Annotated in this window: 14 protein-coding genes, 3 tRNA genes and 1 pseudogene; 7 read left to right on the forward strand and 11 right to left on the reverse strand. The window is 62.9% G+C overall.

Features of this window, described 5'->3' with window-relative positions; genetic code table 11:
• Positions 1-25: 25 nt before the first annotated feature.
• On the reverse strand, positions 26-541 hold the full coding sequence (locus tag V1289_RS47935; protein WP_334406759.1) for a MarR family winged helix-turn-helix transcriptional regulator: 516 nt from the start codon (positions 539-541) through the stop codon (positions 26-28).
• Between the two features lie 134 nt (positions 542-675).
• Here V1289_RS47935 and V1289_RS47940 point away from each other — a divergent pair.
• A pseudogene (locus V1289_RS47940) lies at positions 676-1850 on the forward strand (Rieske 2Fe-2S domain-containing protein).
• A 41-nt stretch (positions 1851-1891) separates the two neighbouring features.
• Positions 1892-3184 carry a spinster family MFS transporter gene (locus V1289_RS47945; RefSeq protein WP_334406761.1) on the forward strand — a complete coding sequence of 431 codons (1293 nt, stop codon included), beginning with the start codon at positions 1892-1894 and terminating at the stop codon, positions 3182-3184.
• A gap of 5 nt (positions 3185-3189) precedes the next feature.
• Here the strand turns inward: V1289_RS47945 and V1289_RS47950 are convergent, their stop codons facing one another.
• The gene (locus tag V1289_RS47950; RefSeq protein WP_334406763.1) at positions 3190-4212 is read right to left on the reverse strand and encodes a TRAP transporter substrate-binding protein; all 1023 of its coding nucleotides are present in this window, start codon (positions 4210-4212) and stop codon (positions 3190-3192) included.
• Positions 4213-4405: 193 nt separating this feature from the next.
• Between V1289_RS47950 and V1289_RS47955 the strand changes: the two genes are divergently transcribed.
• Entirely contained in the window at positions 4406-4609 is a 204-nt protein-coding gene (locus V1289_RS47955) for a hypothetical protein (protein WP_334406765.1), read from the forward strand.
• A gap of 108 nt (positions 4610-4717) precedes the next feature.
• On the opposite strand, the gene V1289_RS47960 is transcribed toward V1289_RS47955, so the two are convergent.
• Positions 4718-4794: transfer RNA gene (locus V1289_RS47960), tRNA-Asp, on the reverse strand.
• 327 nt (positions 4795-5121) lie between these two features.
• Between V1289_RS47960 and V1289_RS47965 the strand changes: the two genes are divergently transcribed.
• Together V1289_RS47965 and pepT are read left to right on the forward strand one after the other, a co-directional pair.
• Positions 5122-5421: an HU family DNA-binding protein gene (locus V1289_RS47965; protein WP_074276476.1), complete on the forward strand. Its 300-nt coding sequence runs from the start codon at positions 5122-5124 to the stop codon at positions 5419-5421.
• Between the two features lie 110 nt (positions 5422-5531).
• Positions 5532-6788, forward strand: coding sequence for a peptidase T (pepT, locus tag V1289_RS47970; protein ID WP_334406767.1), 1257 nt, complete (start codon positions 5532-5534; stop codon positions 6786-6788).
• Between the two features lie 167 nt (positions 6789-6955).
• On the opposite strand, the gene V1289_RS47975 is transcribed toward pepT, so the two are convergent.
• The 8 genes from V1289_RS47975 to V1289_RS48010 form a co-directional block, all read right to left on the reverse strand.
• Entirely contained in the window at positions 6956-7816 is an 861-nt protein-coding gene (locus V1289_RS47975; protein WP_334406769.1) for a class I SAM-dependent methyltransferase, read from the reverse strand.
• 105 nt (positions 7817-7921) lie between these two features.
• Positions 7922-7998, reverse strand: a tRNA-Val gene (locus tag V1289_RS47980).
• 54 nt (positions 7999-8052) lie between these two features.
• Positions 8053-8454, reverse strand: coding sequence for a GFA family protein (locus V1289_RS47985; RefSeq protein WP_334406774.1), 402 nt, complete (start codon positions 8452-8454; stop codon positions 8053-8055).
• Positions 8455-8555: 101 nt separating this feature from the next.
• Positions 8556-10982 carry an endopeptidase La gene (lon, locus tag V1289_RS47990; RefSeq protein ID WP_309177295.1) on the reverse strand — a complete coding sequence of 809 codons (2427 nt, stop codon included), beginning with the start codon at positions 10980-10982 and terminating at the stop codon, positions 8556-8558.
• Between the two features lie 307 nt (positions 10983-11289).
• Complete coding sequence (gene clpX, locus V1289_RS47995; RefSeq protein ID WP_044542438.1) at positions 11290-12564, reverse strand: ATP-dependent Clp protease ATP-binding subunit ClpX; 1275 nt, start codon at positions 12562-12564, stop codon at positions 11290-11292.
• A 438-nt stretch (positions 12565-13002) separates the two neighbouring features.
• The gene (locus V1289_RS48000; RefSeq protein ID WP_074276460.1) at positions 13003-13638 is read right to left on the reverse strand and encodes an ATP-dependent Clp protease proteolytic subunit; all 636 of its coding nucleotides are present in this window, start codon (positions 13636-13638) and stop codon (positions 13003-13005) included.
• Between the two features lie 278 nt (positions 13639-13916).
• Positions 13917-15278 (reverse strand): trigger factor, encoded by a 1362-nt coding sequence (tig, locus tag V1289_RS48005; RefSeq protein ID WP_334406791.1) that lies wholly within the window; start codon positions 15276-15278, stop codon positions 13917-13919.
• 157 nt (positions 15279-15435) lie between these two features.
• A tRNA-Leu gene (locus V1289_RS48010) sits at positions 15436-15520 on the reverse strand.
• A 155-nt stretch (positions 15521-15675) separates the two neighbouring features.
• On the opposite strand from V1289_RS48010, the gene V1289_RS48015 reads away from it, so the two are divergent.
• Positions 15676-16986: a multicopper oxidase family protein gene (locus tag V1289_RS48015; protein ID WP_334406793.1), complete on the forward strand. Its 1311-nt coding sequence runs from the start codon at positions 15676-15678 to the stop codon at positions 16984-16986.
• 10 nt (positions 16987-16996) lie between these two features.
• Positions 16997-18082, forward strand: coding sequence for an enolase C-terminal domain-like protein (locus V1289_RS48020; RefSeq protein ID WP_334406795.1), 1086 nt, complete (start codon positions 16997-16999; stop codon positions 18080-18082).
• Positions 18083-18087 lie beyond the last annotated feature (5 nt).

Below are 18087 nucleotides of genomic sequence, written 5' to 3' on the forward strand. Positions count from 1 at the left end.
AGGTGCCCGGATTCCGGGCGGCGCGTCAGTTCAAATCTTTCTCGGCGGCGAGCATTTGGGCAGCCCTCTCGGTCAGGCGATCGATATGCCCGAGCAGCAAATCCAGATCGTCCTGGCTCAATTGTTCCAGCAGGCGCCGGTTGCGCTCCTGGGCACCCGTCACGATCGCGTCATGCGCGGCGAGACCTGCCTTGGTCAGGCAAACCAGGGTCTCCCGGTTATCCTTCGGGTTGACCGCCTTGGCGACCAGCTTGCGCGACACCAGTCCAGCCAGCGCCCGGCTGATCTGCCCCTTGTCCATGCCGACGGCCTCCGCCAACCGGACCACGCTCATCGGCGGATGGCGCCCGAGCGAGGCGACCAGGCCGAATTCCACCGACGAAAGACCGGCAAGGCGCTTGTAACGCAGGATCGCGCCGCGCTTGAGCAGGTTGGCGAGCACCATCAGCCGCGACGACATCATCGCCGTGATCGGCGCCAATTCCGCGTCGCCGGCGGCGCCCGGCCGAGGCGGGTCCGCCCTCTTCGGTTTCTGGCTCATAACCAAGCTCTGCCAACAAAGCTTGCGCCTGCCAAGGTTTTAGCGAGATCGTTGACATTGTCATCGATCTGCGTTTCATTTTGCCCAAGACATCAAACGACCGCGGCGCCAAGCCGTGGCGGGAGGAAACGGCAGTGAATATCACCCAGCGGGATCGCGACCTCGGCACCGCCTACGCCATGAAGCCATCCACGACGCGGACCGAACTGACGTCGGTCGGCCGCGGCACGCCGATGGGCGAACTGCTCCGGCGCTACTGGCACCCCGTCGGTCTGGTGACCGATGCCACCGATATCCCCAGAAAAGTGCGCGTGCTCGGCGAGGATCTGGTGCTTTTCCGCGACAAGCACGCCCGGGTCGGCCTGCTGCACGCCCGCTGCTGCCACCGCGGCACCACGCTCTATTACGGCAAGGTCGAGGAAGACGGCATCCGCTGCTGCTACCACGGCTGGAAATTCGATACCGAGGGCCATGCGAGCCCGACGACGGCCAGTTCAAGGACAAGGTGCGCCAGCCCTGGTACCCCGTGCAGGAGTTGTACGGGCTGATCTTCGCCTATATGGGCCCGGCCGAGAAGAAGCCGGCGCTGCCGCGCTACGAGTGTCTGGAGAGGATGGACGACGGCGAGTTCGTCGAGGCCGACGATTCATCGATCGGCGGCGGCGGCCCGGCCGTCATCCCCTGCAACTGGCTGCAGCATTTCGAGAACGTGGTCGATCCCTACCATGTTCCGGTGCTGCACGGCTCGTTCAGCGGGCCGCAATTCACTGACATGATGGCCTCGATGCCCGAGGTGAAGTTCGAGATGTCGCCGCGCGGCGTCACCGTGCGCTCGATCCGCCGTCAGGACGACGGCAAGGTGTTCTACCGGGTAACCGAAGCCGTCCTCCCCACCTTGCGCGTGGTGCCCAATCCCCGCGTCGCGCATTTCGCCCGCGTCGAATCGATCGGCTGGACCTTGCCGATCGACGACACCTCGTTCCGCATCTACGTCGCCGGCCGGGTGAAGAATACCGGCGACATCGGGCGGATGCGCTCAAAGTTCAACGGAAAATTCTGGTGGGACATGACCGAGCAGGAACACCAGCAATTCCCCGGCGACTACGAGGCCCAGACCGGCCAAGGGCCGGTTACACTGCATTCCGACGAGCATTTCGGCCAGAGCGACCGCGGCATCCTGATGATCCGGCGCATGCTGGGCGACCAGCTCGACGCCATGGCCGCCGGGCGCGATCCGATCGGCGTTTCGTTCGAGCCGAACGGGCCGCCGGTCGAATTCGAGGCGGGTAATTTCATTCGCGAGGCGTGAGACAAAACGCCCGACTCAAGAACATAAATCGAGGGGAAACCATGGTCGATCTCGCGCCGCAGGTGGCTGCGCCAGCGGATGTCGTCGCAAAGCCCTCCACCCGGCGATACTACGTGCTCGGCGTGCTCACGATCGTCTACGCGCTGAATTTCCTCGACCGCACCATCTTCAACGTCCTGATCGAGCCGATCAAAAAGGAATTCACGCTCAGCGACACCACGATGGGCCTGCTGGCGGGTTTCGGCTTCGTGCTGTTCTATTCGCTGCTCGGCATCCCCATCGCGCGCCTCGCCGACCGGCTTAACCGGCGCAATATCGTAGCCATCGCGTTCGCCTTCTGGAGCGCGATGACGTTCCTGTGCGGCATGGCGCAAACCGTGACCACGCTGACGCTGGCGCGGATCGGGGTTGGCATCGGCGAATCCGCGGGCTCCCCGGCCTCGCAATCGATCGTTGCCGATCTCTTCAACAAGAACGAACGGCCGCGCGCGCTCGGCATCTACGCCATCGGCACCTATCTCGGGATTTTCCTCGGCTATTTCATCGGCGGCTATGTCAACCAGCACTACGGCTGGCGGATGGCGTTCTTCACCGCCGGCATGCCCGGCGTCGCCCTCGCCGCCGTGCTGTGGCTGACGATATCGGAGCCCAAGCGCGGCGCGATGGCGGAGACGTTCACGCCGGAGCCGATCGGGCCGACGCTCGGCTTCCTCGCCTCGCAGCAAAGTTTTGTCATCGTGCTGATCGGCTTTTGCCTCACGACCTACACCAACTATGCGACGGCGGCGTGGATCCCGCCGTTCCTGGCGCGCGTACATCATCTATCCAGCGCCGAGATCGGCACCTATGCCGGCACCTTCAAGGGCCTTGCCGGAATGGCGGGTACCCTGATCGGCGGCCTCGTGGTGGCCCAGATCAGCCGCCGCGACGACCGCTGGAAATTATGGGCGCCGGCGATCACGTCGGGCCTCGCCGGCCCGGTGTTTGCCGTGTGCATGCTGACCAACGATTTTGCAACGATGGTCGCGGCATTGGCGGCGACCTCGTTCCTGGTCGGCTTTCACCTCGGGCCGATCTTTGCGATCGCGCAGACCGTCGCGCGCCCCAGCATGCGGGCGCTGGCTTCCGCGATCATCGCGCTGACCGCGACCTGCTTTGGCCAGGGCGTCGGCCCGCTGGTGGTCGGCGCGATCAACGACGCGCTGAAGAACGACTACGGCGCCAATGCCGTGCGTTACTCGCTGCTGTCAGCCGCTGTGACGACTACGCTCGGCGCGCTGCTCTTCGTGTGGGCGGCGCGGACGATCCGCGCCGATATCCTGCGGGCGGCCTGACCGTCTCAGGTCAGCCGCCCCGTATATTTCTCCAGCGCAGCCCAGGCTTCCGCGCCATAAGTCTTCTGCCACTGCGCGTAGAAGCCGGCCTTTACCAGCGCCGCCCTGAACTGCACGGGATCGGGTTTGTTGAAGGTCATGCCTTTGCCGGTGAGTTCGGCCTGCAGCGAGCGCTCCATCTCCAATAGATCGGCGCGCTCCTTGATCGCCGCGGCGTCGAAATGGCTGTTGATGATTTCGAGCAAATCCGGCGGCAGGGCCGATAGCGCGCGGCGATTGCCGACGATCCAGTAGCCGCTCCAGCAATGGTTCGACAGCGCACAGTATTTCTGCACCTCGTAGAGCTTGCCGGTCGAGACCTGCGCCAGCGGGTTTTCCTGGCCTTCGATGATGTGGGTCTGCAAGGCGGAGTAGAGTTCGCTGTAGCTGATGCTCGACGGCAGCGCGCCGAGCCCCGAGAACAGCGACGTCAGCAGCGCGGTCACGGGAACGCGGATCTTGAAGCCTTTGAGGTCCTCGACGCTGGTGAGCTGCCGGCTTGATGACGAGGTGATCTGGCGAAAGCCGTTGTCCCAGATCTTCTTCATCGACACGAGCCCGGTCTTGCCGATGGCCTCGCGGACGACGTCGCCGACGCCGCCATCCATCGCCGCCCAGACCTGGTCATAGGACCCGAACGCGAAGCCGACGCTCGGCAGGCCCGACAGCGGCACCAGCGTGGACAGTGTGAGACTTGGCGCCGCCAGCAGCTCGATGCCGCCGGCGCGGAGCTGCGACAGCATTTCGGGATCGCCGCCGAGCTGGCTGTTGGCGAACACCGTGACGTTCAGCCGCCCGGACGACTGCGCGCCGATCGCCTTGGCCGCTTCGGTCAGGCGAATCGTCAAGGGATGGGTTTCCGGCGTATTAACGCCGAGCTTGAAGTCGAACTCGGCCGCCGCTTGGGCCGGCTTGCCGAAGATGGTGGTGGCCCAAGCGGCGGAAGCCGCACCCAGCAGACCCCGGCGGGTGATCGTCGTTGTTTTCATTATTGTTTTTCTCCCAGGCACGGTACCGCGCCTGGCCGCAGTTTCAGCCGAACCGGCCTCCGCCGCAAGCCGGGGACGAAACCGATCCAGCCGATCCACGAAACCATTTTGCGGAAACCACGAAACCATCCCGAAACAGACCGGGCGTACACCGTCGCCAACAGACGGCGCATAGACGCCTCGGAGGCATCACATGAACCACTCAATTCATTCAGCGGACCGTTCGACCCACCTGAAGATCGTGGTCGTCGCCCTCGTGGCTGGCATCGCGGTGGCGGGTTTTGGTATCTCGGCCCGCTCCAACGCGGATTTCACCCAGACCGCCCAGAGCACCCACGTCATGAAGGCGGGCAAGCCGGTGGTGGTGACGAGCTCGGATGTTTCGACCATCCGCTAAACCATCCAGACCTGGTTGAAATAAAAACGGCCGCCTGCGGGCGGCCTTTTTGTTGGGCGGTGTTGGCAGAGTGGAACTAAGCCATCGGGACCTAAGCCATTGATAAAATGGCGCGAGAGACGGGACTCGAACCCGCGGCCTCCGCCGTGACAGGGCGGCGCTCTAACCAACTGAGCTACTCCCGCGGATGCCGAAATCAGACACTGATCCGCGCAGAAGGGAGGGCATAAAGGCCTGCCCCTCCTTAGTCAAGGACGTTGCGAATCCCCGCGCTATCCGGGCCTTTTTGCGACGTCGATGCAAATAATGGCCTATTTTCAGGCAAATCAGCGTAGTCAGTCGCCACCCGAATCATTTAAGGCCTGATACGTCTTGGTTTCCTGGCGTCCGCTCCGTTCTGATTGCATCAGAACCTTGGCACCAGGCCTCCATTTGACGTGTTTTACGCGCGCGAACCGGTACCCACTCCGCTCGAAAACGTTCCAAGCCATCAACCACGAGGAGGGCCAGATATGGCGAAGAAAGCAGCGACCCCAGCCACCGTTACGCTGAAGCACCTGGCGGCGGCGATCGCCGAGGATCAGGAACTGTCGAAGAAGCAGGCCGAGTCCATCCTGAGCGACGTGGTCACCATGATCACCAAGCACCTGAAGAAGGGCGAGCGCATCCGCATCGTCGGCCTCGGCATCCTCCAGGTCCGCAAGCGCGCCGCCCGCATGGGCCGCAACCCCGCCACCGGCGAAGCGATCCACATCAAGGCCAGCAAGAAGGTCGCCTTCCGTGCGGCCAAGGAACTCAAGGAAGCCGTCTAAGACGCCTTTTCTGTTCCCGACGTGAAGCGCCATTCCGGCTCGTCAAGCGGCCCCGGAATGGCGCTTTTCTGCTATAGAGCCCTCCCGTTTCTCAGTTTGCTCCGGTCATCATGTCGGCTTCGTCGCTCTCTTTCACGCATACCGTCACCGAACGTTTCCTGCGCTATGTCGTGATCGACACCCAGTCGGAAGCGGACTCACCGACCTGCCCTTCCACCGAGAAGCAAAAGGATCTGGGCCGCCTGCTCGCGTCCGAATTGCAGGCGATGGGACTGCGTGACGCCCATCTCGACGCGCACGGCTACGTCTACGCGACGATTCCTGCGAATACCGACAAGCAGGTGCCGGTGATCTGCTTCTGCTCGCATATGGACACCTCGCCGGACTGCACCGGGAAAGACGTCAAGCCGCAGATCGTGCGGAACTATCGCGGCGGCGACATCGTGCTGCCGGCCGATTCCACGCAAGTGATCCGCGCCGCCGAGCATCCGGCGCTCGCCGACCAGATCGGCAACGACATCGTCACCACGGACGGCACCACGCTGTTGGGCGCCGACAACAAGGCCGGGCTCGCCGAGATCATGGATGCGGCGCAGTTCCTGATCCGCAATCCGCAAATCAAGCACGGCACCATCAAGATCCTGTTCACGCCCGACGAGGAGATCGGCCGCGGCGTCGACAAGGTGGATCTGAAAAAGCTCGGCGCCGACTTCGCCTATACGATGGACGGCGAAACCGCCGGGAATATCGAGGACGAGACCTTTTCCGCCGACGGCGCCACCATCACGATCGAGGGCGTCTCTACCCATCCAGGTTTTGCCAAGGGCAAGATGGAGCACGCGATCAAGATCGCGGCCGCGATTGTCGACCGCCTGCCGAAAGACACCTGCTCGCCGGAAACCACCGAGGGCAACCAAGGCTTTCTGCACCCGATCGGCATTTCCGGCGCGCTGGAGAAGGCGACGGTCGGCTTCATCGTGCGCGATTTCACCGACGAAGGCCTGAAGGAAAAAGAGGCGCTGCTCGAAGGCATCGTCAAGGATGTGATGAAGGCCTATCCGCGCTCGACCTACAGGATGGAGGTCAAGCAGCAATACCGCAACATGAAGCAGGTGATCGACGCTCACCCCGAGATCGTCGACTACGCCATCGAGGCGATCCGCCGCGCGGGATTGACGCCGGTGCGCAGCTCGATCCGCGGCGGCACCGACGGTTCGCGTCTGTCGTTCATGGGACTGCCCTGCCCCAACATCTTTGCCGGCGAGCACGCGTTCCATTCGCGGCTGGAATGGGTGAGCGTGCAGGACATGGAAAAGGCCGCCGACACCATCGTGCATCTGGCGATGATCTGGGAAGAGCGGGCGTGATCCCGCGATGCGCACATGTTCGATTCAATTGCCCAGATACAAAATTGCGAAAACAACCCCATGCAAAGTAAAGTAGAACGGCCCGCGAATGAGGTATCAAATCACCTCTCACCTGGACACGGCGCCAAGTGCTGCGAGTCAGGTCCCAACCTGACCCCATCCCAGATCTAGCCGGCCCGCGCCGTCACGATCCAGATCGACGCCGGAAGCGGCACGCTCTCGCCCTTGGCATACACCGCAAGCGCCTCGCGGATCGAATTCGTCGCGGCGGCACGAACGTCGTCGGGGTGGCCTTCCAGCGCGCGGCTGGCCGGACCGATCTCGAGCGCACCCTGCACCGCCGCATCGATGCCGCGTCCGATCGCGACATCGAGCGCCAGATTGCACGGCTCCATTGCGATCCCGGTGAAACCGGCTTCGCCGAGAATGCGGTGGACGCGCGCCTCCGAGGCAAACGCGAACGGCCCGGGATCTTCCGGTCCCTGCGGCGGCAGTTTTGGAACGTGTTTGTAGACGGCCTGAAGCGGCGCCATGAAGAACGGATTTTCGCGCGGCTCGCGCCAGCAGGCGAACGCCAGCCGGCCCGACGGCCGCAGCGCTTTTCGCATATTCGCAAACGACAGCGCAGGGTCGGCGAAGAACATCACGCCGAACCGGGAAGCCAAAAGATCGAAACTCTGGGGATCAAATGGATAGACCGTCGCGTCCGCCAGGACGAACTCGACCGGCAGTTCCTTGGGCGCACTCTCCCGCGCCCGCGCCAGCATCGGGCCTGATATGTCGACGCCGAAGGCATGCCCCGATGGCGCGACCTTTCGTGCGAATGCAATCGTCGTGGCGCCACTGCCACAGCCAACATCGATGACCCGTTCGCCGGCCTTAGCCCTGGCGCGATCGATCAGAAGGTCGGCGATCGGCGCCAGCACGACGTCCTGCGCCTGCTGCCGATTAGCCCAGCGCTGGCCGCCCGGACCGTTCCAGTAAGCAATCTGGTCGGCGTTTTGTTCATGGCCTGTGGGGATGTCCATTGATGGATACTCGCTGTCGGTCCGCCTTCGCTCTTCGAACTCCGGCGCGACAGCCCTCACGCTGTGCGCTCCGGCTCGCCGAGCCGTAGCGCGCAGCGCGAAGGCTGGTAGGCGGCGACGGATTCGAACCGCCGACCCTCTCGGTGTAAACGAGATGCTCTAACCAGCTGAGCTAGCCGCCCTCGCCCTGTGTTTAGCCTTGGGGACCCCCTTGGTGCAAGGTCGGATACCATTCCTCAGTCGGTCGGCCGACCGGGCAACCCCTTGAGATCGTTGATCCATGGCACCGCCGACCGGCACCAGATCTGGCGCGTCGGCATCAATTGGTCGCGCTGGCGGATGCTGCCCCAGCGAATTCCCCAATCATCGGGCCCGCCCTCGCCGCTGGTGAATAGCGGGGAACCGCACGCGCCACAGAAGTGCTGAAAACGCGTCCGGCCGTTGTCGCCGGTCTTGGCGTAGATTTTCGGCGGCTGTCCCGTCATCCGGACTTGCTCAGCGGAGCAGATCACCGTCACCCGGTAGGGCGATCCGGTCAGCGTCTGGCAGTCCGTGCAGTGACAGATCGAGACCTGCTGCGGATCGATCTCGGCCTCATACCTCACAGCGCTGCAATGACATCGTCCATCGATCTTCATCGCTCAACTCCAGCGGCGGCTCGAACGAGACGCACAAAAAAAACGGCGCCCGAAGGCGCCGTTTTATCATTCTCGAGAAGGTCTTGCTCGATTGGCTCTGGTCAGTGCGCCGTCAGGCCACCGGCGGCTTCGTCGCCGGCGTCCGGCTTGACCGGCACCTTGGTGTCCTCTTCCCAGACGATCGGCACCGGGGCGCGTACCAGCGCCTTGGAGACGACGTCGTCGAGGCGAGCGACCGGGATGATGTCCATACCGCCCTTGATCGCATCGGAAATCTCCGTGAGATCCTTGGCGTTGTCCTCGGGGATCAGCACCGTCTTGATGCCGCCGCGCGCGGCGGCCAGCAGCTTCTCCTTCAGCCCGCCGATCGGCAGCACGCGCCCTCTCAGGGTGATCTCGCCGGTCATGGCGACATCGTGCCGGACCGGAATGCCGGTCATGACCGAGATGATGGCGGTGGCCATCGCGACGCCCGCCGACGGTCCGTCCTTCGGGGTCGCCCCCTCCGGCACGTGGACGTGGATGTCGCGGCGGTCGAACAGCGGCGGCTCGATGCCGTAGACGATCGCCCGCGAGCGGACATAGGACGCCGCCGCCGAGATCGACTCCTTCATCACGTCGCGCAGATTGCCCGTGACCGTCATCTTGCCCTTGCCGGGCATCATGACGCCTTCGATGGTGAGCAGCTCTCCACCGACATCGGTCCAGGCAAGACCCGTCACAATGCCGACCTGAGGCTCGCTCTCGATCTCGCCGTAGCGGTACTTCGGCACGCCGAGAAACTCCTCGAGGGACTTCTCGGTGACCTTGACCGACTTCTTCTTGGAGATCATCAGCTCCTTCACCGCCTTGCGGGCCAGTGTCGACAGCTCACGCTCCAGATTACGCACGCCCGCTTCGCGGGTGTAGCGGCGGATCATCAACAGCAACGCATCGTCGTCGATCGACCATTCCTTGGAATCGAGGCCATGCTTGGAGACCGCGTTCGGGATCAGGTGCTTGCGCGCGATCTCGACCTTCTCGTTCTCGGTATAGCCCGCGATCCGGATGATCTCCATGCGGTCCATCAGGGGACCTGGAATATTCAGCGTATTCGCGGTCGTGATGAACATCACGTGGGACAGATCGTAGTCGACCTCCAGATAGTGGTCGTTGAAGGTCCCGTTCTGCTCGGGGTCCAGAACCTCGAGCAACGCCGATGACGGATCGCCGCGGAAGTCGGCGCCCATCTTGTCGATCTCGTCCAGCAGGAACAGCGGATTCGAGGTCTTCGCCTTGCGCATCGACTGGATGATCTTGCCGGGCATCGAGCCGATATAGGTGCGGCGGTGACCGCGGATTTCGGCCTCGTCGCGCACGCCGCCGAGAGAGACGCGCACGAACTCACGGCCGGTCGCCTTCGCGATCGACTTGCCGAGCGAGGTCTTGCCAACGCCGGGAGGCCCGACCAGGCACAGGATCGGTCCGGTCAGCTTGTTGGCGCGCGACTGCACCGCGAGATACTCGACGATGCGGTCCTTGACCTTCTCAAGTCCGTAGTGATCGTTATCGAGCACAGCCTGCGCCGCCTCGAGATCCTTCTTGACCTTGGACTTCTTGTTCCACGGAATCGACAGCAGCCAGTCGAGATAGTTGCGCACGACGGTCGCTTCCGCGGACATCGGCGACATCTGGCGCAGCTTCTTCAACTCATGCTGCGCCTTCTCGCGGGCTTCCTTCGACAGCTTGGTCTTGGCAATCTTCTCTTCCAGATCGGCGAGCTCGTCGCGACCTTCGTCGTCGCCGAGTTCCTTCTGGATCGCCTTCATCTGCTCGTTCAGATAATATTCGCGCTGGGTCTTCTCCATCTGGCGCTTGACGCGCGAGCGGATGCGCTTCTCGACCTGCAGCACCGAGATCTCGCTCTCCATCAGCCCCAGCACCTTCTCCAGGCGCGCGGTGACGGACAGCGTTTCCAGGATGGCCTGGCGGTCGGCGATCTTGACGGCGAGATGGCCGGCGACGTTATCGCCGAGCTTGGCGAAATCCGTGATCGCCTGGACCACGCCGACGGCTTCGGCCGAGATCTTCTTGTTGAGCTTCACATAGCTCTCGAAGTCGGACACGACCGAGCGCGCCAGGGCTTCGGCCTCGACCGAATTGGCATCGGTATCGGCGAGCGCGACCGCGGTGGCTTCATAGTACTCGGTGCGGTCGGAATATTTCTGCACGCGCGCGCGCTCGAGCCCTTCCACCAGCACCTTCACGGTGCCATCGGGCAATTTGAGCAGCTGCAGCACGCTTGCGAGTGTGCCGGTCTCGTAAATCGACTCCGGACTCGGATCATCGTCGGACGCATTCTTCTGCGTCGCGAGCAGGATCAGCGCGTCATTCTTCATGACTTCTTCGAGTGCGCGGATCGACTTCTCGCGGCCGACGAACAGCGGCACGATCATGTGCGGGAAAACGACGATATCGCGGAGCGGCAGCACCGGATAAGAATGGCTTTCGCCGTGAACGATCGATGGCCGGGGTTTCGGGGTGGTCATGGCCTATTCCTTTTGTTGTGCCCCCTTGCACGCAGTCCGCTTCGCTTGCGCAACCGCCACAAGGCGCCGGGAGGTCCGTTGCCGCAGGCTTCGCAGCCTGTTGTTCCGGATCGATTCTGCGACGAATCTCGAACGCGATTTTCGCCACCGTCAGCATTAGGTGGCTATCGGGTACGGGGGTGTCAAGTCACGGAAAAATGCCCGTCAGCCGCCGCCAAACGCGAGGAAATACCTGCGCCATACCCGCCGCCGGAACGTCCGGCAGCCGCGTCAATCGCGATACAAATGCGAGGGCAGCTATGCGCAATCAGGCGCTGGCGCTGCTCTCGACGGCACGGTCGGAACGGTCCGCGTAGATGTAGAGCGGACGGGCAGTTCCCTCGACCACTTCGCGCGAGATCACGACCTCTTCGACGCCTTCCAGGCCCGGAAGATCGAACATGGTCTCGAGCAGGATGCTTTCCAGGATCGAGCGCAGTCCACGTGCGCCGGTCTTGCGCTCGATCGCCCTGCGGGCGACCGCGCCAAGCGCCTCGTCGGCGAAGGTCAGCTCGATGTTCTCCATTTCGAACAGCCGCTGGTACTGCTTGACCAGCGCGTTCTTCGGATCGGTCAGGATCTTCTTCAGCGAAGCTTCGTCGAGATCTTCCAGCGTCGCGACCACCGGCAGGCGGCCGACGAATTCCGGGATCAGGCCGTACTTCAGCAAGTCTTCCGGCTCGACGTGGCGGAAGATTTCGCCGGTGCGGCGATCTTCCGGCGCGAGCACCTGGGCCGCGAAGCCGATCGAGGTCGAACGTCCGCGCGCGGAGATGATCTTCTCCAACCCTGAGAAGGCGCCGCCGCAGATGAAGAGGATATTGGTGGTGTCGACCTGCAGGAATTCCTGCTGCGGATGCTTGCGGCCGCCCTGCGGCGGCACGGATGCAACCGTGCCTTCCATGATCTTCAGCAGCGCCTGCTGCACGCCCTCGCCCGACACGTCGCGGGTGATCGACGGGTTGTCGGACTTGCGGCTGATCTTGTCGATTTCGTCGATATAGACAATGCCGCGCTGCGCGCGCTCGACATTGTAGTCGGCCGACTGCAACAGCTTCAGGATGATGTTCTCGACGTCCTCACCAACATAGCCGGCTTCGGTCAGCGTGGTCGCATCCGCCATCGTGAACGGCACGTCGAGAATCCGCGCCAGCGTCTGAGCCAGCAGCGTCTTGCCCGAACCGGTCGGACCGATCAGCAGGATGTTCGACTTCGCCAGCTCGACGTCGTTGTGCTTGGTCTGGTGATTGAGCCGCTTGTAGTGATTGTGGACGGCGACCGAGAGCACCTTCTTGGCGTGGCTCTGGCCGATCACATAATCGTCGAGGACCTTGCAGATTTCCTTCGGCGTCGGAATGCCGTCGCGCGACTTGACCAGCGAGGACTTGTTCTCCTCGCGGATGATGTCCATGCACAGTTCAACGCATTCGTCGCAGATGAACACGGTGGGACCCGCGATCAATTTGCGGACTTCGTGCTGGCTCTTGCCACAGAACGAGCAATAAAGCGTGTTCTTGGAGTCGCTCGTGCCGACCTTACTCATTCTTATCTCCGTCCGCCGTTCGATCCAGTCGCTCGATCGACCCATTCCGGCACCAAACCGGACATGAATATAGATAGAGCAAATTCCGTACCAAAAAAGACCCTACTCAATACACGCCGTGCGAATCACGGCTTATTGGAATCTCCCACGATCATATCCGATCCCTGACAGCCAACCATGCTGGCACCCGACTATCAAGAATTCGCTAACCGGGCGCGGATCGGACACCGTGACAATACCGTGATTTCCGGCATTCGCACGGGGAGAAGTTGTCGAAATCGCCAAAGCGTTGCGCGTTTGCAACGCCGCAAAACCAGCACGAAAGCGGAACTTTCTGCCCATGCCGGGGCATAAGCACGCCGCCGACGGCCAAATTTGCCGATTACGTCAGCCGTCGACGTCAACGCTTCAGGCCGCCCCGTATCATTACGGGCTCTTCTACGAGGTCTTGGCGACGGCCAGGTCTTCCGCGCGCTTGTCGATCACCTTGTCGACCAGGCCGAATTCACGGGCCTGTTCCGCGGTCAGGAAGCGATCGCGCTCCAGTGAGTCCTCGATCATCTGGTAGGACTGCCCGGTGTGCTTGACGTAGATCTCGTTCAGCCGGCGCTTGATGTTCTGGATTTCCTGCGCGTGCAGCAGAATGTCGGTGGCCTGGCCCTGGAAGCCGCCGGAGGGCTGATGCACCATGATGCGGGAATTCGGCAGCGAGAACCGCATGTCCTTGGCGCCCGCGCACAACAGCAGCGAACCGGCCGACGCCGCCTGCCCCGTGCAAAGCGTCGAGACCGGCGGACGGATGAACTGCATCGTATCGTACATCGCAAGGCCCGATGTCACGACGCCACCGGGCGAGTTGATGTACATCGAGATTTCCTTCTTCGGATTCTCGGCTTCGAGGAACAGCAACTGCGCGACCACCAGGGTCGCCATGCCGTCCTCGATCGGTCCGGTCACGAAGATGATGCGCTCCTTCAGAAGGCGCGAGAAAATATCGTACGCGCGTTCACCGCGGTTGGTCTGCTCGACCACCATCGGAACGAGGTTCATGTAGGTTTCAACGGGATCGCGCATTAGTCACCCAAAGGTTAGTAGACGGTTGGCGGGGGGCGAACATCCATCGGCAAGGTTTGGCATGGTGTGCCGGGCGCGGACGAACGTCCCGTGATGCAGGACTTCAAGAACAGAGCTCACAGATATGAGCCAATTTCCCGGCCACAAGGCCGGGCAATGGCGAGCACGATTAGACAAGTTCAAGCCGATTCGCAGGCGGACTCATAGCGACGGATGCCGCCGCGAAGCCGCTTTCGCTTCTCAACCTTAACGCCGGCAAGACATTAACGCCCTGCAGGTCAGGCGGCAGTTTTCTCGGCATCGTCGTCCTTGAACAGGTCTTCGCGCGTCACCTTCTTTTCGGTCACGTTGGCGAGTTCGAGGATGAAATCGACCACCTTGTCTTCATAAATAGGCGCACGAAGCTGGGCCAGCGCATTGGCATTGTTGCGATAGTAGTCCCAGACTTCCTTTTCGCGGCCGGGCATCTGGCGCGCCCGTTCGATCACCGCGCGGCTGACCTCATCGTCGGTGACGGTGATCTTGTTCTTCTCGCCGATCTCCGACAGCACAAGCCCGAGCCGGACCCTTCGATCAGCGATCTTGTGGTACTCTTCCTTGGCCGCCTCTTCGGTGGTGTTCTCGTCGGCGAAGGTCTTGCCGGAGGACTCCATCTCGGCCTTGATCGAATTCCACATCAGGTTGAATTCTTCCTCGATCAGCGACGGCGGCGCCTCGAACCGGTGGCTGTCGTCGAGACGGTCGAGCAGCGAGCGCTTGACGCGCTGGCGGGTCGCACCGGCGAATTCCGCCACCAGCCGCTCGCGCGCGGCTTCCTTCAGCTTGTCGAGCGATTCGAGGCCGAGCGTCTTGGCGAACTCGTCGTCGATCTTGGTCTCGTCGGGCGCTTCGATCGCCGTTGCCGTGGTTTCGAATTCGGCGGGCTGGCCAGCGAGCTTTTCGCTGGCGTAGTTCTTGGGGAAGGAAACCTTCAGGTTACGGGTCTCGTTGGCGGCGATGCCGATCAGCTGCTCTTCGAAGCCCGGTATGAACTGGCCGGCGCCGATCACGACCTGGATGCCCTCGCCGGTGCCGCCGTCGAACGGCACGCCGTCGATGGTGCCCTTGAAGCTGATGGTGACGCGGTCGCCGTTTTCGGCCTTGGCACCCTCGTCCTTGGCGTTATAGGGCCGGCTCTGGTCGGCGATGCGCTTGATGGCTTCATCGATGTCGGCATCGGTCACTTCGACCACCGGCTTCTCGACCGAAAAGCTCTTGAAATCGGCGAGCTGGATCGTCGGCACCACCTCGATCGCAACCGTGTAGGTCAGGTCGGACTTGCCCGCGAGCAATTCCTCGACCTCTTTTTGCTCGGTCGGCATGGTGATCTTGGGCTCGGTCGCAAGGCGAAAGCCGCGATCGGTGAATATCTGGGTGTTGGTGTCGCGGATGGTCTGGTCGATGGTCTCGGCCATGACAGAGCGGCCATAGACCTTCTTCAGATGGCTGACCGGCACCTTGCCGGGACGGAAACCGTTGAGACGGACCTTGTCCTTGAGGTCGACCAGCTTGGCGCCCGCCTTGGCATCGAGGTCGCAGGCGGGAACGCTGATCTTGAACTCGTGCTTCAATCCCTCGGCGAGGGTTTCGGTGACCTGCATGGCGTCCATCTTCTTCCGCTTTCGCCGGGCCTTTTGGCCGCGGCAGTGTCCAATTGGTCGACGCGCGGCTAATGCCTGCGCCGGTGGTTCGGCTGACCCGCATCCCCAAGGGGGAAGTTGGCCCTCCAGTATTCTTCAGGCAAACGCTGAAAGCGCTTGGTGCGGGCGGAGGGACTCGAACCCCCACAACTTTCGTCACTGGAACCTAAATCCAGCGCGTCTACCAGTTCCGCCACGCCCGCTGGCTGATAGCATCATATCCGGCCGCGAAGCCGCGGGCGGCGGGCTTATAACATGGGCCAATCCGTTCGCAGCAAAAAAATGGCCCTTTTTGAGCTGCCCGGGCCAACTCGTTACAGCTGGACAGATCAGTAAGAAAATGGTCCGCATCGGTCGGATGGCAAGCCCCAAATTTCCTCTGGATCGACGTGAGCTGATCGCCGGATTGGGGGCCACGGCCCTGATCCCGGCGCTTCCCTCCATCGGCTTTGCGCAACGGCGCTCATCGCTGGCCCTCCAGGCAAAGGAAGGCGGCATCGCGCTTCGACCCGGCGGGCCGAACACACCGGTCTGGTCGCTGGGACCGCCTGATCTCAGGTTCAAGCGCGGCGACACCGTCGAAATCGCGTTCGGGAACGAACTGCCGGTACCAGCGGTCCTCAATTGGCGCGGAATCGATGGCGTTCCCAGCGCCGAGTCGCTGATCGCCCGGCCCCCCGTCGTGGCGGGGGCCAAGGACACCTTTCAAATCTCGCTCCGACATGCCGGCACCTACCTGTGCGATCTCAGCCTGTTGGGCGACGCAGCGGGGCGACCATCGCAGGCGCGGGCACTGGTGATCGGAGAAAACGAGGCCGTCGCGGTCGATCGCGAGGAGGTGCTGTTGATCGAAGAATGGCGGGCCCGCACCGACGGCACCGCGATCGCGCCTGGCGCCGATCCCAAAGACACCTCGCCGGTCTTCACCGTCAACGGCATGACATCGCTGGAACTGGTGGCGAGATCGAATGAGCGTCTCAGGTTTCGCCTCATCAATGCCTGCCATCGGTCTGCTTTTGCTATAAAATTCGAAAATGTCGACGTTCGCGTCATGGCCCTCGATGGCCAGCCGGCGGAGCCGTTCCAGGCCCGCAACGGGGCATTGGTGCTGGCGCCAGGCGGCAGGGTCGACGCCTTCGTCGATGCAACCGCGCCAGAGGGCACCACGTCATCGATTCTCCTGCATGATGGAAAAGAGGCCCGCCCGATCGGCAAGCTGATCGTCTCGAACGAACCGCCGATCCGGTCCGCCCCGCTTCCCCCAGCCCCGTCGCTGCCCTCCAACGGTCGGCCGGCGCAGCTCGACCTCAGGAACGCCCAGCGCTTCGAGATGCCACTCGGCGCTCCCGCGACCGACTGGGTCAAACCGGTCAACTTCGCAGCCTCCGCCCCGCCCGCCTTCCGGGCCAAGACTGGCCGCACAGTGGTGCTGGCCCTGACCAACCGCGCAGACATCGCCACCGTGTTCCACCTCCACGGCCACCATTTTAGGCTGCTCGATCGGCTCGACGATGGCTGGAAGCCGTTCTGGCTGGATACGCTGGCGATCGAACCCGGCCAGACCCAGCGTGTCGCCTTTTTGGCCGAATATGCCGGACGCTGGCTGATCGAATCCGTTGCGACCGACTGGGCGGCGCCGCGCCTGGTGCGATGGTACAGTGTGGAGTGAGGGAACGAATATGAGCAAATCAGTCCCAGCGATCCGAAGCATCAAAGCAAGAGCGCTCGTCGTGCCGCTCAAGCGCCCCGTGAAGACTGCGTTCGGCGTGATCGATGTGGGCCCGCTGGTCCTGATCGATGCCGAAACCGATCAAGGCGTTACCGGCCGTTCCTACATCTTTGCCTACACCAGAATGACGCTGAAGCCGCTGGTCCATCTGATTGAGGAGATCGGGCGCGAACTGACCGGCAAACCCGTCGCGCCGTATGATCTGATGAAGGCGATGGACGCAAAATTCCGGCTGCTCGGCTGGCAGGGCCTGGTCGGCATGGCCGTGTCCGGCCTCGACATGGCCTGTTGGGACGCGCTCGGCCAGATCGCGGGTCGGCCATTGGCCGAGTTGCTCGGCGGATCGCCAAGGCCGATCAAGGCCTATGACAGCTATGGCGTGGTCGATCCCGTCGCCGATGAGAAGGCGCTGCGGCGCTCGCTCGACCAGGGTTTTCGCGGCATCAAGATCAAGGGCGGCGACGGAGATGCCGCCGATGACGAGCGGGTGGTCAAGGGCGTGCGCGCCCTGCTCGGCCCTGACATCGCGCTGATGATCGACTTCAACCAGTCGCTCGATCCGGCTGAAGCGACCCGCCGTATCGCGCGGCTGGCACCCTACGATCTGCACTGGATCGAGGAACCGGTGCCGCAGGAAAACCTGTCGGGTCACGCAAAAGTGCGCGAGACCTCGCCGACGCCGATCCAGGCCGGCGAGAATTGGTGGTTTCCTCGCGGCTTTGCGGAAGCGATCGCAGCCGGCGCAAGCGATTTCATCATGCCCGATCTGATGAAGGTCGGCGGCGTCACCGGCTGGCTTCAGGTCGCGGGCCAGGCCGACGCGGCATCCATTCCGATGTCGAGCCATCTGTTCGCCGAGGCGAGCGCTCACATGCTCGCGGTGACGCCGACCGCGCACTGGCTCGAGTTCCTCGATTTTGCCGGCGCGATCCTGGTGAAGCCGGCCGAGATCATCGATGGCGCGGTCACCGCGCGCGGTCCCGGGCTCGGGATCGAATGGAACGAGAGCGCTGTTGCGAAAAATCTCGTCGGATAGCGCAT

Source organism: Bradyrhizobium sp. AZCC 2289 (assembly GCF_036924615.1).
Taxonomy (GTDB): domain Bacteria; phylum Pseudomonadota; class Alphaproteobacteria; order Rhizobiales; family Xanthobacteraceae; genus Bradyrhizobium.

Bases quoted from the DNA above. Each gene is read 5' to 3' on its own strand.
- V1289_RS48000 (WP_074276460.1), bottom strand. From the start codon at position 13,638: ATGCGCGATCCCGTTGAAACCTACATGAACCTCGTTCCGATGGTGGTC.
- V1289_RS47950 (WP_334406763.1), bottom strand. From the start codon at position 4,212: ATGAAAACAACGACGATCACCCGCCGGGGTCTGCTGGGTGCGGCTTCC.
- V1289_RS47955 (WP_334406765.1), top strand. From the start codon at position 4,406: ATGAACCACTCAATTCATTCAGCGGACCGTTCGACCCACCTGAAGATC.
- V1289_RS47965 (WP_074276476.1), top strand. From the start codon at position 5,122: ATGGCGAAGAAAGCAGCGACCCCAGCCACCGTTACGCTGAAGCACCTG.
- lon (WP_309177295.1), bottom strand. From the start codon at position 10,982: ATGACCACCCCGAAACCCCGGCCATCGATCGTTCACGGCGAAAGCCAT.
- pepT (WP_334406767.1), top strand. From the start codon at position 5,532: ATGTCGGCTTCGTCGCTCTCTTTCACGCATACCGTCACCGAACGTTTC.
- V1289_RS47975 (WP_334406769.1), bottom strand. From the start codon at position 7,816: ATGGACATCCCCACAGGCCATGAACAAAACGCCGACCAGATTGCTTAC.
- V1289_RS48015 (WP_334406793.1), top strand. From the start codon at position 15,676: ATGGCAAGCCCCAAATTTCCTCTGGATCGACGTGAGCTGATCGCCGGA.
- V1289_RS47935 (WP_334406759.1), bottom strand. From the start codon at position 541: ATGAGCCAGAAACCGAAGAGGGCGGACCCGCCTCGGCCGGGCGCCGCC.
- V1289_RS48020 (WP_334406795.1), top strand. From the start codon at position 16,997: ATGAGCAAATCAGTCCCAGCGATCCGAAGCATCAAAGCAAGAGCGCTC.
- clpX (WP_044542438.1), bottom strand. From the start codon at position 12,564: ATGAGTAAGGTCGGCACGAGCGACTCCAAGAACACGCTTTATTGCTCG.
- V1289_RS47945 (WP_334406761.1), top strand. From the start codon at position 1,892: ATGGTCGATCTCGCGCCGCAGGTGGCTGCGCCAGCGGATGTCGTCGCA.
- tig (WP_334406791.1), bottom strand. From the start codon at position 15,278: ATGCAGGTCACCGAAACCCTCGCCGAGGGATTGAAGCACGAGTTCAAG.
- V1289_RS47985 (WP_334406774.1), bottom strand. From the start codon at position 8,454: ATGAAGATCGATGGACGATGTCATTGCAGCGCTGTGAGGTATGAGGCC.